The organism is Burkholderia sp. RF2-non_BP3 (assembly GCF_001522185.1).
In the GTDB taxonomy this organism is placed as follows: domain Bacteria; phylum Pseudomonadota; class Gammaproteobacteria; order Burkholderiales; family Burkholderiaceae; genus Burkholderia; species Burkholderia diffusa.
The window spans coordinates 64,109-79,904 of the sequence record NZ_LOSU01000003.1 but is presented as its reverse complement, the minus strand read 5'-3'; the positions used below and the strand labels follow the sequence as shown (position 1 = coordinate 79,904).

Genomic DNA, 15,796 nt, shown 5'->3' with positions numbered 1-15,796 from the left:
GGCAAGCAAGCCGAAGCCGCCGGCGGTTCGGGCTGCCGGCGTGGCATCTTCGCGATCATTTCCTCCGGGCGTGCTGCGCGAACGGGCCGGCACCGACGAGCGCGCACGCTGCAGCGATGCGCGGGACGGCGCATGATGACGGCTTCATCCATGCAGCCACGGAGTCGCGTCATGACGGCACGCCGGAATCACCCGCTTCGAACCCTTGCGATCGTCGCATCGCTGGCCGCGGCCGCATTCTGCGACGCGCCGGCCGTCGGGCAGACGTCGACGGTACCGGCCGGCACGGCCGCCGCGACGCCCGACAACGCGGTGCTCTTGACGGTCTTCCTGAAGCACGACCAGTCGCGCCCGCTCGCCGAGCTGAACGCGCAGCTCGCGAAACAGGGGTTCTACAAGGCGTTTCCGCCGCCGGGCGTCGAGGTGGTGAGCTGGACGGTGGCGATGGGAATCGGGCAGATCGTCGTGCTGCGGTTGCCGGCGTCGCGGGTGCGGGAGGTCAATCGCGTGCTCGAGGACACGGCCTGGGGCGCGTACCGGACGGAGTTCTATCCGACCTACGACTACAAGGCGATCGGGCTTGCGGCGCACGAGCGGGCGAAGTGACGAAGGGCGCGGCGCGACGATCCGTCCCTATTCGCTGAAACCCGCGCCCGGTCGCGGTTTTGCCCTTGCTCGCCCGGCCGGGCCGGAGAATTTCTCCCAAATGCATCACAAGTCATTCATCTGATGAGAAAACCCGGTCGGTTCCCGGTATCATGCGCACCTTGCGTGTGTCGAACCCACGATTTTGATGCGGTATTGATGCGCCTCGCGTGCCACAAAACCGCACAATCCGAACTTGAAAGATTCTGTAATATAAATTCCGTATACTCGTAAGTTCTGATCCAGGCGCCGCCTGCCTCCGTCTTCGGCCGACCGCCCACGCAGAACAACCAGATATGTCGCCGCCGGGCCAACCCGCGCCGCGACTCGCTATGCACCACCACTGAACAACCTATGTCTTCCCGCCACCCTGGTCCGCCCGGCCGCGCCGCGGCGGTGATCGCCCGTGTCCGGGCGCTGATCCGCAACGAACGCGTGCTGTCGCCGCTGCTCGCGCTCGGCATCGGGCTGCTGCTGATCGTGGTTTTCCAGCACCTGTCGGAATCCGTCGACTACCGGTCGGTGATCCGCGAGTTGCGTCACATGTCCGCCGAAGAGTGGGGCGCGTCGCTGGCCGCGACGGCCCTCAGCTATCTCGCGCTCGTCGCCCGCGACGCGGTCGGCCTGCGCTATGTCGCCGCGAAGGTGCCGCGCGTCGCGTTGTGGATCGGCGCGATCGCCGGGTCCGCGCTCGGTAACGCGACCGGCTTCGGCGCACTGACGGGCGGCGCCGTGCGCGCGCGCGTGTATGGCGTGTCGGGCGTCACGCCCGCGCAGATCGGCCGCATGACGGTATTCACGAGCGGCACGCTCGCGCTCGCGCTGGTGCTGATGACGGCGGTCGGCATGGTCTGCGTGCCGCAGACGCTCGCCGCGATGCTGCATGTCGCGCCCGGCGTCCTCACGTGGAGCGGCGCCGCGCTGCTCGTCGTGCTGGCCGTGATGACGATGATGTGCGGCAACACCGCGCGCCCGGTCGTCACGCGCTTCAAATGGCTCTCGTTCGACGTGCCGGCGCGGCGCGACCTCGTCGCACAGGTCGTCTATGCGGTGCTCGACGTCGTGGCCGCCGGCCTGACGCTGTGGGTGCTGCTGCCGGCCGCGCCGGTCGGTCTCCCGACCTTCATCACCGTGTACGCGGCCGCGCTGCTGCTCGGGATGATCGGCCATACGCCGGGCGGGATCGGCGTGTTCGAAGCGGCGATGGTCTTCACGCTGGGCCGTGAAGTGCCCGCGCATGCGATGGTCGCCGCGCTGATCGCCTATCGCGCGATCTACTTCGGTGTGCCGCTCGTGTTGTCGGCCGGCCTGCTGGCCGGTTTCGAGGGCCGCGCGCTGCGCCGCCGGCTGGTGTCGCGGCAGGCCGCGCGCGTGTCGCAGCTGGCGCCGCTGTTCCTGAGCCTGGTGACCTTCGCGGTCGGCAGCATGCTGGTGATTTCGAGCGCGACGCCTGCGTTCTGGTACCGGATCGCGATCCTGCGCAACATCGTCCCGCTGTGGGTGCTCGAAGGCTCGCAGGTGATCTGCAGCGTGCTGGGCGTCGCGTTGCTGTTCGTCGCGCGCGGGCTGCTGCGCCGGCTCGACGGCGCATGGTGGATGACCTTCGCACTGACGCTCGCGAGCCTCGCGCTGTCGCTGGCGAAGGGCCTCGCGTTCGTCGAGGCCGGCGTGCTCGGCACGCTGCTGGTGCTGCTGCTCGTCAGCCGCCGCCGCTTCAACCGGCATTCGTCGCTGCTCGCCGAGCGCTTCACTGTGAGCTGGTTCGTGTCGGTGACGATGGTGCTGATCCTCGCGGTGTGGGTGCTGTGCTTCGCGTTCCGCGACGTGCCTTACACGCGCGATCTGTGGTCGCATTTCTCGTTCGACGCCCGCGCGCCGCGCGCGCTGCGCGCGACGCTCGCGGCCGGCGTCTTCGTCGCGATGTTCGCGTTGTGGCAACTGCTGCGGCCGGCGCCCGGACGTTTCGTGAAGCCCGCCGAGCAGGACCTGGTCGACGCGGAGCAGATCATCCGCGCACAGGAATGCAGCGATGCGGGCCTCGCGCTGATGGGCGACAAGTCGTTCCTGTTTTCCGAATCGCGCCGCGCGTTCCTCATGTATGCGAAAAACGGCCGCACGTGGGCCGCGCTGCACGACCCGGTCGGACCGCGCGAGGAATGGCCGGCGCTGATCAGCAAGTTCATCGCGCTGGCGCACGCGCACAGCGGCCGCGCGGCGTTCTACCAGGTGCGCGCGAACGCGCTGCCGCTGTATCTCGACGCCGGGCTCACGCTGATGAAGCTCGGCGAGGAAGCCCACATCGCGCTCGACCGGTTCGACCTGAAGGGTTCGAACCGGTCGCACCTGCGCTATGCGCTGCGCCGCGGCGACAAGGACGCGCTGACGGTCGAGGTGATCGCGCCGTGCGACGTGCCGGCCGCGCTGCCGTCGCTGCGCGACATCTCCGACGGCTGGCTCGACAGCCGCGACGCGCGCGAGAAGAGTTTCTCGGTGGCCGCATTCCACGACGGCTATCTCGCGACGCAATCGGTGATGCTCGTGCGCCAGGCCGACAAGCCGATCGCCTTCGTCACGTTCATGACGACCGACCTCAACACCGAGGCGACGGTCGGCGTGATGCGTCATCTGCCGGACGCGTCGCCGTATGCGATGGAATATCTGTTTACGCAGCTCGCGCTGCATCTGAAGGAAGCGGGGTTCCGCAAGCTGAGCTTGGGCATCGCGCCGTTCTCGGGGATGGGGGCGGCGAAGATGCCGTCGCCGTGGCACCGGTTCGGGCTGATGGTCTGGCGCTTCGGCGGCCGCTTCTACAACTTCCGTGGCTTGCGTGCATTCAAGAGCAAGTTCGAGCCGCACTGGGAGCCGCGCTATCTCGCGGCCTCGGGCTCGGTCGGCGTGTTCGTCACGCTCGCGGATCTGTCCCTGCTGGCTGGAGGTCGGCGTTCATGATGTTGAAGAAGGGTATCGCGCAGGCGGCGCTCGCCTGTGCGGGAATGATGTTGGCCGGCGCCGCGCTCGCGGCGCAGCCGGAAACCGTATCGGGCGGCCGCTACGGCCCAGTGACCGTGACGAAGCCGGGCGGCCCGCTGCGCGGCTTCGTCGTGCTGTTCTCGCGTGGGCGGGGCTGGGGCGCCGCCGACCAGCAGGCGGCCGACGCACTCGCGAAAGCGGGCGCGATGACCGTCGGCGTGGATTCGGAACGCTATGCGGCGAACCTCGCCGCGAAGCAGGAAACCTGTCACCACCTCGACGGCGACGCCGAGGCCGTCAGCCACCAGCTCGAACGCCTCGCGCAATCGGCGCGCTATTACACGCCGATCGTCGCGGGCGTGGGCCAGGGCGGTGCGATCGCGAAGCAGATCCTGTCGATGGCGCCGGAAAACACCATCGCCGGCGTCGTGTCGGTCGCGTCGGCGGCGAAGCTCGATGCGCGCTTCAAGCCGTGCCCGCCCGATCCGACGATCGTGCGCCGCGCGATGCCGGGCTTCGTCGAAACGGCCGCGGCCGGCGACACCGCGAAGCTCGTATCGCTCGTCACGTCGCACCTGCACGACACCAGCAGCGGCGACGAGCTCGACGTGTCGGACCTGCCGCTCGTCGAGCTGCCGGCCAAGGGCGGCAGCGACCGCCTCGCGATCGTGATTTCGGGCGACGGCGGCTGGCGCGATCTCGACAAGACGATCGCCGAGGCGCTGCAGCGCGACGGCGTGTCGGTCGTCGGCATCGACAGCCTGCGCTATTTCTGGAGCGAGAAGCCGCCCGCGCAGGTGAGCCGCGACCTGGCGCGTGTGATGCGCACGTACATGGCGCGCTGGCATGCGAACCGCGTGGCGCTGGTCGGCTACTCGTTCGGCGCGGACGTGATGCCGTTCGCATACAACCGGCTGCCGGCCGACCTGCGCGACAAGGTCGCGGTGATGTCGCTGCTCGGCTTCGCGCCGGCGGCGGACTTCCAGATCCGCGTGACGGGCTGGCTCGGCATGCCGGCGAGCGACAAGGCGATGAAGGTCGCGCCGGAAATCGCGAAGGTGCCGCCGCAGCTCGTGCAGTGCTTCTACGGCGCGGAAGAGAAGGACACGATGTGTCCGGCGCTCGCGAATACCGGCGCCGACGTGATCAAGACGGGCGGCGACCACCACTTCGGCCACGACTACATCGCGCTCGAAAAGAAGATCCTCGGCGCGTTCGGCAAGCCGGTGGCGGCGCGCTGAACGCCGGCGCCCGCTTCGCGGCGGGCGCGGTTGTCGTTCATCGGACGGGCGGCCTGCGGGCCGCCCGTTTTCATTGCGCCGTCTGCGTCGCCGCGTCCTGCCGCGGCGCTACCGTTCTCGCGTCGCGCTGATAGAAGCCGGGAAACCGGTCGAGCTGCCGGCGCGCGGCCGCGAGATCGGCATCGGCGCCGAGCACCGCGCTCGAAAACCCGGTGCGTTCCATCAGCAGCAACTGGTCGATCAGCACGTCGCCCGTCGCGCGCAGGTCGCCGGCGAAGCCGAAGCGCTTGCGCAGCAGATACGCCTGGCTGTATGCGCGGCCGTCGGTGAAGGACGGGAAGTGCAGGTCGATGCGCGCGGCCTGCGCGATCCGCTCGGCGAGCGGCGCCAGTTCCTCGTCGTTGCCGATCGTCAGGGTCGTGAGCGTCGCCGTGTCGGGCGAGTGCGTGTCGTCGGCGTGTTCGGCCGGTGTCAGCAGCCGGATGCGTGCGTGGGTGTTTGGGTCGGTCGCGTTCATGCGTGCTCCGCCTGGTGACGTGCGTCGTTTGCCGCAACCTTGAAGGGCTCGACGCCGATGCGGCGCACCGTGTCGATGAATCGTTCGCCGCGGCCGTCGGCGTCGAGCCGCGCGTCGAGATAGACGTTGACGAGCGCGTCCACGACATCGACGATCTCGTCCGCCGAGAACGACGGGCCGATCACCTTGCCCGGCCGCGCGGGGCCGCTCGCGCTCGAACCGTCCGAGCCGCCGAGCGTCACCTGATACCACTCGGCGCCGTCCTTGTCGACGCCGAGGATGCCGATGTGCCCGCTGTGATGGTGGCCGCACGAGTTGATGCAGCCGCTGATGTGCAGGTCGATGTCGCCGACGTCGTGCAGCATGTCGAGATCCTGGAACCGTTCGGCGATCGCGTCGGCGATCGGAATCGAGCGCGCGTTCGCGAGCGCGCAGAAATCGCCGCCTGGGCACGCGATCATGTCGGTCAGGAGTCCGACGTTCGCGCTGGCGAGACCGATCGCGCGCGCGTGTTCCCACAGCAGGAACAGGTCGTCGACGTGCACCCACGGCAGCACCACGTTCTGCGCATGCGTGACGCGCGCTTCGCCGGCCGAGAAGCGGTCGGCGAGTTCGGCGAGCGCGTCGAGCTGCTCGGGCGACGCGTCGCCGGGCGCCTGCAGGCGGCGCTTGAACGACAGCGTGACGATCCTCAGCGCCGGGTCGCGGTGCGCGGCGACGTTGCGCGCCAGCCACCGCGCGAAGGCCGGATGGCGACCGGCGTGCGCGGCCATGCGCGCTTCGGCATCCTGCACGTCGAGCGCACGCGGCGCGATGCGCGGCGGCTCGAACGATGCCGCGATGCGGTCGAATTCGGCCTGCGGGATCGTGTGCGGGCCACCGTCATGCTCGACGATCTGGCGAAACTCTTCCTCGACGTCGTCGATGTAGCGCTGGCCCTCGCTCTTCACGAGGATCTTGATGCGTGCCTTGTACTTGTTGTCGCGCCGTCCGTAGCGGTTGTAGACGCGGACGATCGCCTCGATGTAGTTCATCACGTGCCGCCACGGCAGGAACGCGCGCAGCAGCGTCGCGATCAGCGGCGTGCGGCCCATGCCGCCGCCGGCGCTCACGCGAAAGCCGAGCTCGCCCGCGTCGTTGCGCACGAGCTTCAGCCCGACGTCGTGCCAGTCGGTTGCCGCACGGTCCTCGGTCGCGCCGGTGATCGCGATCTTGAACTTGCGCGGCAGGAACGCGAATTCCGGATGCAGCGTCGTCCACTGGCGCATCACTTCGGCGAACGGACGCGGATCGGCGATCTCGTCCGGCGCGACGCCCGCGCGCTCGTCGCACGAAATGTTGCGGATGCAATTACCGCTTGTCTGGATCCCGTGCATGTCGACGGTCGCGAGCAGGTCCATCACGTCGGCCGCCTTCGCGAGCGGAATCCAGTTGAACTGCACGTTGGTGCGGGTCGTGAAGTGCGCGTTGCGGGTCGGAAGGCGCAGCGTGCCGAGCAGCGCCTGCGCGTCGCGGGCGGCGCGATAGGTGGCGTCGTCGGGCACGTCGTAGTCGCGTGCGATCCGGGCGAGCACGCGAAGCTGCGCGCTCGACAGTTCGCCGTACGGCACGGCCACGCGCAGCATCGGCGCGTGGCGCTGCACGTACCAGCCGTTCTGCAGGCGCAACGGCCGGAACGCGTCCTCGCTCAGCGTGCCGTGCTGCCAGCGTTCGAGCTGGTCGCGGAACTGGGCGGCGCGGCTGTGCACGAGCGCCCGGTCGAAATCGGTATATCGGTACATGACGTGATACGCGAGAGGAGCGGCGGTGCAGGGCGCGCGCCGCTCGGAAGGGGACGTTGCGACGGGTGTCGGGCAACCGGAGACAGCGTAGGGAAGGCGGGGCGGCGGGACAAGCAGCAGATCGGGACGAAAAGGGCGCAGCAGATCGGCGATGCGCCGGCGGCGGCCTGCGTGCGGGCTCAACCGGCCTTGCGTACCGCGGGCTCGGCGACCAGTTCGCCAAGCACGCGGATCGCGCGTTCGATGTCGCGGCTCCACGGATGGCCGAAGTTCACGCGCACGCAGCGCTCGAAGCCGTGCGCGGCCGAGAACAGCGGCCCCGGCGCGAAGCTGATGCCGCGCGCGATCGCCTGGCGATGCAGTTCCATCGCGTCGATCGCATCGGGAAACGACAGCCACAGGAAATATCCGCCGTCCGGCCGCACCCACTCGACGCCGTCCGGCAGCCAGCGCCGCAGCGCGTCGTCCATGCGGGCGAGCTGCGTCTGCAGTGCGCCGCGCAGCTTGCGCAGATGACGATCGTAGCCGCCGTGCTCCAGATAGTTCGCGATGCCGGCTTGTGCGGGGATGCTCGCCGACAGCGTGGTCATCAGCTTGAGCCGCTGCACTTTTTCCGCGAACCGGCCGGCGGCGGCCCAGCCGATCCGGTAGCCCGGCGCGAGCGTCTTCGAGAACGAACTGCAGTGCATCACGAGACCGTGCCGGTCGAAGGCGCGCGCGGGCAGCGGATAGTCGGGGCCGAAATGCAGCTCGCCGTACACGTCGTCCTCGATCAGCGGCACCTCGCGCGCGGCAAGCATCTCCACGAGCGCGCGCTTCTTGTCGAGCGACAGCGTGACACCGGTCGGATTCTGGAAATTGGTCATGAACCAGCACGCGCGGATGTCGTGCCGGTCGAGCGCGTTCGCGAGCGCATCGAGATCGAGGCCCGTGCGCGGATCGACGGGAATCTCGACCGCGCGCAGGTCGAGCCGCTCGATCGCCTGCAGCGCCGCATAGAAGCCGGGCGATTCGACCGCGACGACGTCGCCGGGCCGCGTGACGGCCATCAGGCACAGGTTCAGCGCCTCCAGCGCGCCATTCGTGACGACGATCTCGTCGACGGGTTGCGCGACGCCGGTTGCCAGATAGCGCCGCGCGATCTGCTGGCGTAGCGCCTCGTTGCCCGGCGGCAGGTCGACGACCGTGCTCCACGGGCTGACGAGCCGCGTTGCCTGCGCGAGCGATTTCGCGAGGCGCGGCAGCGGAAACAGCTGCGGCGCGGGGAACGCGGAGCCGAGCGGCACGATGCCGGGTTGCGTCGCGGCGTCGAGCACCGAGAACACGAGATCGCTGATGTCGACCTTGCGCGTGGCGCCGGCGCGGCTTGCGCGGTGTTTCGCGGGCGGGTGCGCCGCCGGGCCCGCGCCCGGCGCGACGTAATAGCCGGAGCGTTCGCGTGCGCGGATCAACCCCCACTGTTCGAGCAGGTAGTACGCGCGAAACACCGTCGACTGGCTCACGCCATGCTGCGCGATGATCTGGCGCAGCGACGGCAGGCGCGTGCCGACCGCGAGGTTGCCGTTGCGGATTTCGTCGGCGATCGTATGGGCGAGGGTTTCGTAGCGTTTCATCGGCGCCGGTGGAGCATGCGTGCGCCGCGCGCGGGCCGGTGCGGCGCCGCGCGCGGCGGAGGCGGGACATTGTCCGACGAGCGGCCCGAAAAGAAAAGTGCGACGGGTGGGCGCGGTCGCGCCGTCGTGGCGATGCCGATGCGTGCGCATCCGTCGCGCGTGATCGCGGCGTTCACTCGTGTGCCGCGTGGCTGCAACCGCACGCGGCACGCGTCGAGTCATGCCTATCACCTGATGATTCTTCGCGCGCGCGGACGCGGTGTGCGTGCGGCTTGTTCCAATTGCGCGGCGATATTTTTTATGGTCTTGTTGCAAGCTCAAGCATCGACTCGAAAAAAGGATAGTCGAATGCATACGGGGAATGCGGGCGAGGACCGATTGATCAGGGGAATCGGCGCGTGTCGGCGTGCGCGCCGGGCCGTATGCCGATGGTTTGTCATCCTGACGCTGGGCTTGCAGGGCCTGCCTGCGTGCGCGGCTTCTCCCGAGACCGTCAACGACAACGTCCTGCGCGTCCTTGCATGGCCCGGCTACGCGGACAACGATGTCGTCAATGCGTTTGAGACGCAATTCCACGTACGCGTCGAAGTGACGTTCGTCGATTCCGACGAAGCGTTGTGGACGCGAATGCACAGCGCGTCGCCGCCGCCGTACGACCTGCTCGCGGCCAACACGGCAGAGATCCAGCGCTACGCGCGCGACGGCCTGCTCATACCGATCGACCTGTCACAGATCCCCAACCGTCGGCGGCAACAACCGAATTTCCAGCAGCTCGCGACGATCGGCGGACTCGTGCACAACGGCTCGACCTATGCGATTCCGTTCACGTATTCGTCGATGGGACTGATCTACGATCGCAAGCAGGTGCCCGCTGCGCCGCGCTCGATGCTGGAACTGTGGAATCCGCGCTACCGCGGCAAGGTGCTCGACTTCAACAGCGCGCAGCATAATTTTTCGTTCACCGCACTCGCACTCCGCTACCCCGACCCCTTTCACCTGTCGCCCGCGCAAACGCTTGCCGTCGCGCACAAGCTGGTCGACCTGCGACGCAACCTGCTCACGTATTACACGCTTCCGGAAGAGGCGACCGCGCTGTTCGTCCAGCATCACGCGGCGCTGATGTTCGGCAACTACGGCACGCAGCAGGTCGAACAACTGCGTCGCGCCGGTGCGGACGTCGGCTACGTGATTCCGGACGAAGGCGCGCTCGCGTGGCTCGACTGCTGGGGCGTCACGAGCGGCGCGGAGCATCGCGAGCTCGCGTTCGCATGGATCAACTACATGCTCGAACCGGCGATCGGCGCACTGCTGACCGAACGCCAGGGGCTCGCGAATACCCTCGAGCCGCCACCCGGTCTCGAGTCCGGCAACCAGCACCTCGTGTGGATCCAGCCGGTCGAGGACATCGCGCGGCGCGAGTCGCTGTGGAGCCGCATCGTGTCGGGCGACCGGCCGGAGCGGTTCGACAAATGATCAGGCTCGGGCTCACGTCGAAGCTGTCGGTGCTGTTCGCGTGCATCGGCGTGATCGCGTCCGGCACGACCGGCTACTCCACCTACCGCGCGAACCGGACGATGCTCGTGCAGGAAGCACAGCACAACCTGCTGATGTCGACGCAATTGCTCGGACAGCGCTTCACGACCGCGCTGTCCGACGTGGCCGACGATGCGCTCGTGCTCGCGCAATTGCCGTCGGCGGCGAGCGTTGCGAGCGGAGAGGGCACCGATCCTGCGCCGCGCTCGCGGCTCGAGCAGGTGTATGTCAGCTTCATGAAGAACCATCCCGAGTACCTGCAGATCCGGCTGATCGCGCGCGGCGATTTCGGGCTCGAGCGGATTCGCGTCGATCGCGACGCGCGCGGCATCGTCGTGCTGCCGGAGAGTGCATTCCAGGAGAAAGGACAGTTTTCCTATGTATTCGATACGCTCGCGACGGCGCCCGGTCATATCTACCTGTCGCCGATCGTGATCAATCACGAGACCGGCGCGCATGCGGCCGAAGGGCTGCCGATCCTGCGCGTGGGCACGCCGGTCGTCGACCAGGCCGACGTGGTGGTCGGCGCGCTGGTCGTCGACGTCGAGCTGTCGCGCATGTTCGATCGGCTCGAGCGCGACCTGCCGCAGGACTACGCGGTGTTCCTCGCGAACGAGTGGGGCGACTTCCTCGTGCATCCCGATCCGTCGCAGACCTTCGGCTTTGATCGCGGCCGGCGCGTGCTGATGCAGGACCGCTTTCCCGGCACGCGGCTGCTGTTCGCCGGGACGCGCACGAACGTGACGCTCAACGGTCTCGCGCAGCCCGACGACGTACCGGGCGAGATGCTCGCGTTCGTGCGCACGCCGTTCGGCAACAACGAGGGCAACCGCTTCGTTGTCCTCGGCATGGCGCGTCCGCTCACGGACGTGCTGGCGCCGGCCGGGATGCTTGGCGAACGGATCATCCGGATGGTATTCCTGATGAGCCTGGCGGCGGTGATTCTCGCGATCCTGTTCGCGCGCGCGATCACGCGTCCGTTGCAGATGCTCGCGCACGCGGCGACCCACGTGTTCGACGATCCGGCCGCCGAGCGATTGCCCGTTGCGCGGGCCGACGAGATCGGCGTGCTGGCGCGCTGTTTCGACAGCATGCGCGTCGAGATCCGCACGCAGGTCGCGATGCTGCGCGCGAAGCAACTGGAGCTCACGCACCTGGCCGGCCACGATCCGTTGACCGGGCTGCCGAACCGCCTGTTGTTCATGGAGCATCTCGAGGCCGCGATCCGGCATGCGGCCGCGGTGCGCGAGGGGCTGGCGGTGATGTTCGTCGATCTCGACCGCTTCAAGCAGATCAACGACCAGCACGGGCACGCGGCCGGCGATCGCACGCTCGTCGCGGTCGCGAAACGGCTGAGCCTCGTGCTGCGTAGCGGCGACATGGCCGCGCGGCTCGGCGGCGACGAATTCATCGTGCTGATTTCGGACGTGCGATCGCCCGAGGTGATCGGCGATATCGCGTTGCGTATCCAGATCGTGATGGCCGAGGAGCTGGAGTTCGGCGAACGTCACCTGGCCGTGGGCGCGAGCATCGGCGTCAGCGAATATCCGGCCGATGGCGCGTCGGCCGAGGAGCTGCTGGTCAAGGCCGATGCGGCGATGTATGCGGCGAAGGCGTCCGCGCAATGCGCGTACGTGCGTTACCAGGAATTGCTGGGCGGCGGCATCGGCGCGGATGCGGGCGCCCGCGTGGCGGCGGGCGGCAGCGGCTGACGGGCCCTGCGTGCCGCGCAAATGCGACGAGCCCGTCACGGGACGGGCTCGTCGGAACCGGGCGGACTGCGCGATGCGCGCAGCGGCGGGCTTAGTGGCCGAAGTAGACCGAGTCGCGCGCGTTCTGCACCTTGACTGCCGGTGCGCCGCCCTGGACGACCGGGGCCGGTTGCGCGCCGTAGCCGCTGGCGTCGGCGGCGTGCACGCGCGCTTGCGCGGCCTGGATGTCGGCCGGATAGTACGGGCTCGACTGGCTCGGCTTGTAGCCGGCGCTTTCGAGCTGGACGAGTTCGTTGCGCACTTGTGCGCGGGTCACGGTGCTTTGGGCGAATGCGCCGAACGAAGCGGACAGGGCAACAGCGGCAACGACTGCGGAAACGAGCGATTTCATGATGACCTCCGATGTTCTATTGAGTTCGCCGGCGACACCATGTCGTAAGCGATTGATTACATCGTAGGCGTCAGTCGATTCAGGGTAAACGTGGATTCCGACGAAAGATCGTTGCGGCCGAGGTAATAATCGCCGCGGAAATTCGATCCGTCCCCGTCCGGCATTGCGGGAATGGCAAACCGACGGCGGGCGGATGACACGATGCGCGGCGCACGGCCGGCGGAGCGGGATCGGGGATCTTGCGCGATCAGACGCCGTCGGCGTCGTCGATTTCCTTGCGCTCGCGGCGTTCCTCGTTGCCGCGGCGGGCCCGCAGGCGCTGACGCGACAGGACGGCGATCACCTGCTGGGTCGGCGCGCCGGACGGCAGCTCGTTGCGGATGCGATCGGGCACCATCGGCAGGCCCGCGCGCTGCCGGCGCAGGGCCTTCGCGATTGCCCGGCGGCATTCGTCCCCGTGGCAATCCCATTCATCGCGGATTCTCTGGCAATAACGGCATTGTTCCATCGGGACAGTCTAACGCGTCTTGGGGATCGGGGCCGAAGGGGGGCGCGGACCGTGACCGGGCCGGCGGGCGGCCGACCTCATTTCGCGTTCGCGTGCGGGCTGTCGACCGGTGCGACGGGCGAGGCCGCGTGCCGGAAGACGCCCGACTTCCAGATCATCTGGGACGCGGCCACGAGCACGAACAGCAGGACGACCATCCGGAATACGCGCGGCGACATCTTGTCCCGCAGCGGGCGAACGAGCCACATGCCGGCAATGGCGGGCAGGCTCGCCGCGGCGGAAATCGCGAGGTCGGCGGCGCTCGCGTGCGCGGCGCCGCTGAACGTCGTGATCAGCGTGACGATCGACACCACGAGGATGATCGCGATCTGCTTCGTGAACGCGCGGCCGGTCGCGCCGGATGAAATCAGGTAGGTGGCGAGCAGCGGCCCCGGCACCGACGCGATGCTCTCCATCAGCGCCGCGCCGAACCCGAGCGCGAAGCCGACCGGCTTTTGCCATGCCTCGGGCAGGTTCAGTTTCGGCGCGCTCAGCATCAGCGCCGCGGCCACGATCAGCAGCGCGCCCGACGCGGCCTGTGCGTGGCCCGCGTTCAGCGACAGGAGAATCGCGACGCCGACGACGTTGCCGAGCACGGTGCCCGCGATCGGCGCGGCGATCTTGCGCGCGGTCGCCAGTACCTCGCCGCCTTCCAGCGCCTGCGGGATGTTGCCGAGGATGATCGGCATCGACAGCAGCAGCACCGCGTGACGGATCGGCAGGAACTGGCTCAGGATCGGCATCGCCACCAGCGGAACGCCGATGCCCGTGATTCCCTTGACCATCCCGCCGAGCAGCAGCGCGACGGCGATGCCGATCAGGTCGAGCAGCGCGAGCCCGTGCAGGCTGGACACCAATACACCTTCAGTCAGATCGAGATGAGTCATCGGGAGCAGGTCGGGACATGAGCGGCGGCGGGGCGGTCGGCGCGAGGCTGAATCTTACCCGAGCGCGGCGCGGGGCATCGGGCGTGGTCGAGGGCGCGCGCTCGTCGAAGGTCGTTGAGCCGATTCGATGCAATTCATGATGCACGGCCCTATCATGTGAAAAATACATGGACCGAAACAAGGAGGCGAGATGACGCTTGCGCAGTTGCAGGCCCTGGCGGCCGTGGTCGAACTCGGTTCGCTGACGGCCGCGGCCGAGCGGCTCAGTCGCAGTCAATCCGCGATTAGTCATGCGTTGACCGAACTGGAGGACATCACCGAGGTCAAGCTGCTGTTGCGCGACCGGCAGCCGGTCGTCCTGACTGCCGCCGGCGAACGCCTGTGGCCGTACGTGCAGAACGTGGTTCGCGAGGCACAGACGCTGCGCCAGCAGTTCGGCCTGTCGCGCGGCAAGCTCGAAGGGCGGCTGGTGGTCGCGTCGCTGCCGAGTGTTTCGCTCGCATTCGTCGTGCCCGCGCTCGAGGCGTTGAAGGCGGCGCATGAGGGCGTGACGGCGGTACTGCTCGAAGGCACGGACGCGGAGGTCGAAGGATGGCTCGACGACGGCACCGCCGACGTCGGCGTGGTCGCGGGCACGAAGACCTTCGCGAACAATCTGCCGCTGCTCGACGAGGATTTCGTCGCGGTGGCGGCGGACGGCATGTTCGACGGCCGCAAGAGCATATCCGCGAAACGGTTGTCAGCGATGCCGTTCATTTTCTCGAAGGCGGGGTGCGGGCCGCTCATCGCGGACTACTTCGCGCGCAACGGTGCGTCGCTTCGCGCCGCGTTCAACGTGGTCGAGATGCGGACCATCCTGTCGATGGCGGAGGCGGGAATGGGCGTGTCGATCGTCCCGCGCATCACGCTCACCTACACCCGGTTCGGCGGCCAGGTGCTGGCGCTGTCGCCCAGGCTGCACCGTTCCGTGCGGCTGTCGTGGAACGCGACCGGCAACGCGGTCGCAGACGCCTTCGTGAAGCTGGTCGACGCCCAGCGCGCGAAGGCGGGAAAGGCGATTCAGGCGCGCACGAAAAAGGGAAGGTAGCGCATCGGCGGCGCGATGAGGCGATGAAGCGCGCTCATGGGCGACTTGCAGTTTATTCATGCCGGCAGCTGTCGACATGCAATACATTGTGGGTCACTCACCCTGACTTCACTGCCTCGAAGGAGACCGCCGTGCCGGCCTTGCCCACCCTGATCGCTTTCGGACTCGTGTCGCTCGGCATGGTCCTGACGCCCGGCCCGAACATGATCTACCTGATCTCGCGCTCGATCTGCCAGGGCCGCCGCGCGGGGCTGGTGTCGCTCGGCGGCGTCGCGCTGGGGTTCGTGTTCTACATGTTCTGCGCGGCATTCGGCATCACCGCGCTGGTGCTGACCGTGCCGTACGCGTATGACGCGCTGCGTTTCTCCGGTGCGCTGTACCTGTCGTATCTCGCGTGGCAGGCGCTCAAGCCGGGCGGGCGCTCGGCGTTTCAGGTCCGGCAATTGCCGCACGACAGCGGCGCGCGGCTCTTCACGATGGGTTTCGTCACCAACCTCGCGAACCCGAAGATCGCCGTGATGTATCTGTCGCTGCTGCCGCAGTTCATTTCACCGGGGCACGGCAGCGTGCTCGCGCAATCGCTGGCACTGGGCTGCGTGCAGATCGCGGTCAGCGTCAGCGTCAACGCGCTGATCGCGAGCATGGCCGGTGCCATCGCGGCGTTTCTTGCCGGTCGGCCGGTCTGGGCGCGCGTGCAGCGCTGGTTGATGGGGACCGTGCTGGCCGGACTGGCCGTGCGTATCGCGCTGGAATCGCGCCGCTAGCCGGTTGAACGGCTTGCGGACGCGATGGACGTACCGATGTGCATGCAACGTTCGGATGACGAATGGATGCAGCCGATCCGCGTGAGGCAGGCCACCGCCCATTCGCCA

13 protein-coding genes are annotated in these 15,796 nt (G+C 68.2%); 7 read left to right on the top strand and 6 right to left on the bottom strand.

Features of this window, described 5'->3' with window-relative positions; genetic code table 11:
• Positions 1 to 171 precede the first annotated feature (171 nt).
• The 3 genes from WS45_RS01225 to WS45_RS01215 all read left to right on the top strand — a co-directional run bounded on the left by WS45_RS01225 (position 172) and on the right by WS45_RS01215 (position 4,856).
• Complete coding sequence (locus WS45_RS01225; protein WP_059697727.1) at positions 172 to 606, top strand: hypothetical protein; 435 nt, start codon at positions 172 to 174, stop codon at positions 604 to 606.
• A gap of 393 nt (positions 607 to 999) precedes the next feature.
• A complete protein-coding gene (mprF, locus tag WS45_RS01220; RefSeq protein WP_059537564.1) occupies positions 1,000 to 3,594 on the top strand; it encodes a bifunctional lysylphosphatidylglycerol flippase/synthetase MprF in 2,595 nt (864 codons plus the stop codon).
• Complete coding sequence (locus WS45_RS01215) at positions 3,591 to 4,856, top strand: virulence factor family protein (protein WP_059697726.1); 1,266 nt, start codon at positions 3,591 to 3,593, stop codon at positions 4,854 to 4,856. Before mprF ends, WS45_RS01215 begins: the two co-directional genes overlap by 4 nt.
• Positions 4,857 to 4,926: 70 nt before the next feature.
• Here WS45_RS01215 and WS45_RS01210 read toward each other — a convergent pair whose 3' ends face one another.
• The 3 genes from WS45_RS01210 to WS45_RS01200 form a co-directional block, all read right to left on the bottom strand.
• On the bottom strand, positions 4,927 to 5,373 hold the full coding sequence (locus WS45_RS01210) for a DUF934 domain-containing protein (RefSeq protein ID WP_059691251.1): 447 nt from the start codon (positions 5,371 to 5,373) through the stop codon (positions 4,927 to 4,929).
• Positions 5,370 to 7,154, bottom strand: coding sequence for a nitrite/sulfite reductase (locus WS45_RS01205; RefSeq protein ID WP_059697724.1), 1,785 nt, complete (start codon positions 7,152 to 7,154; stop codon positions 5,370 to 5,372). Before WS45_RS01205 ends, WS45_RS01210 begins: the two co-directional genes overlap by 4 nt.
• Positions 7,155 to 7,333: 179 nt before the next feature.
• Positions 7,334 to 8,767, bottom strand: a complete 1,434-nt coding sequence (locus WS45_RS01200) for an aminotransferase-like domain-containing protein (protein WP_059537792.1) — start codon at positions 8,765 to 8,767, stop codon at positions 7,334 to 7,336.
• Positions 8,768 to 9,115: 348 nt separating this feature from the next.
• Between WS45_RS01200 and WS45_RS01195 the strand changes: the two genes are divergently transcribed.
• Together WS45_RS01195 and WS45_RS01190 are read left to right on the top strand one after the other, a co-directional pair.
• Positions 9,116 to 10,240: an extracellular solute-binding protein gene (locus WS45_RS01195; protein ID WP_059697722.1), complete on the top strand. Its 1,125-nt coding sequence runs from the start codon at positions 9,116 to 9,118 to the stop codon at positions 10,238 to 10,240.
• A complete protein-coding gene (locus tag WS45_RS01190; RefSeq protein WP_059697719.1) occupies positions 10,237 to 12,012 on the top strand; it encodes a GGDEF domain-containing protein in 1,776 nt (591 codons plus the stop codon). Before WS45_RS01195 ends, WS45_RS01190 begins: the two co-directional genes overlap by 4 nt.
• 91 nt (positions 12,013 to 12,103) lie before the next feature.
• Here WS45_RS01190 and WS45_RS01185 read toward each other — a convergent pair whose 3' ends face one another.
• The 3 genes from WS45_RS01185 to WS45_RS01175 all read right to left on the bottom strand — a co-directional run bounded on the left by WS45_RS01185 (position 12,104) and on the right by WS45_RS01175 (position 13,837).
• A complete protein-coding gene (locus WS45_RS01185) occupies positions 12,104 to 12,403 on the bottom strand; it encodes a DUF4148 domain-containing protein (RefSeq protein WP_059537592.1) in 300 nt (99 codons plus the stop codon).
• Positions 12,404 to 12,650: 247 nt separating this feature from the next.
• Positions 12,651 to 12,911 (bottom strand): hypothetical protein, encoded by a 261-nt coding sequence (locus tag WS45_RS01180; RefSeq protein ID WP_006760082.1) that lies wholly within the window; start codon positions 12,909 to 12,911, stop codon positions 12,651 to 12,653.
• Between the two features lie 77 nt (positions 12,912 to 12,988).
• Positions 12,989 to 13,837: a sulfite exporter TauE/SafE family protein gene (locus WS45_RS01175; protein WP_059697717.1), complete on the bottom strand. Its 849-nt coding sequence runs from the start codon at positions 13,835 to 13,837 to the stop codon at positions 12,989 to 12,991.
• Between the two features lie 190 nt (positions 13,838 to 14,027).
• On the opposite strand from WS45_RS01175, the gene WS45_RS01170 reads away from it, so the two are divergent.
• Positions 14,028 to 14,924 (top strand): LysR family transcriptional regulator, encoded by an 897-nt coding sequence (locus WS45_RS01170; protein ID WP_059537600.1) that lies wholly within the window; start codon positions 14,028 to 14,030, stop codon positions 14,922 to 14,924.
• A 131-nt stretch (positions 14,925 to 15,055) separates the two neighbouring features.
• On the top strand, positions 15,056 to 15,688 hold the full coding sequence (locus tag WS45_RS01165) for a LysE family translocator (RefSeq protein WP_059697716.1): 633 nt from the start codon (positions 15,056 to 15,058) through the stop codon (positions 15,686 to 15,688).
• The last annotated feature ends 108 nt before the right edge of the window (positions 15,689 to 15,796 follow it).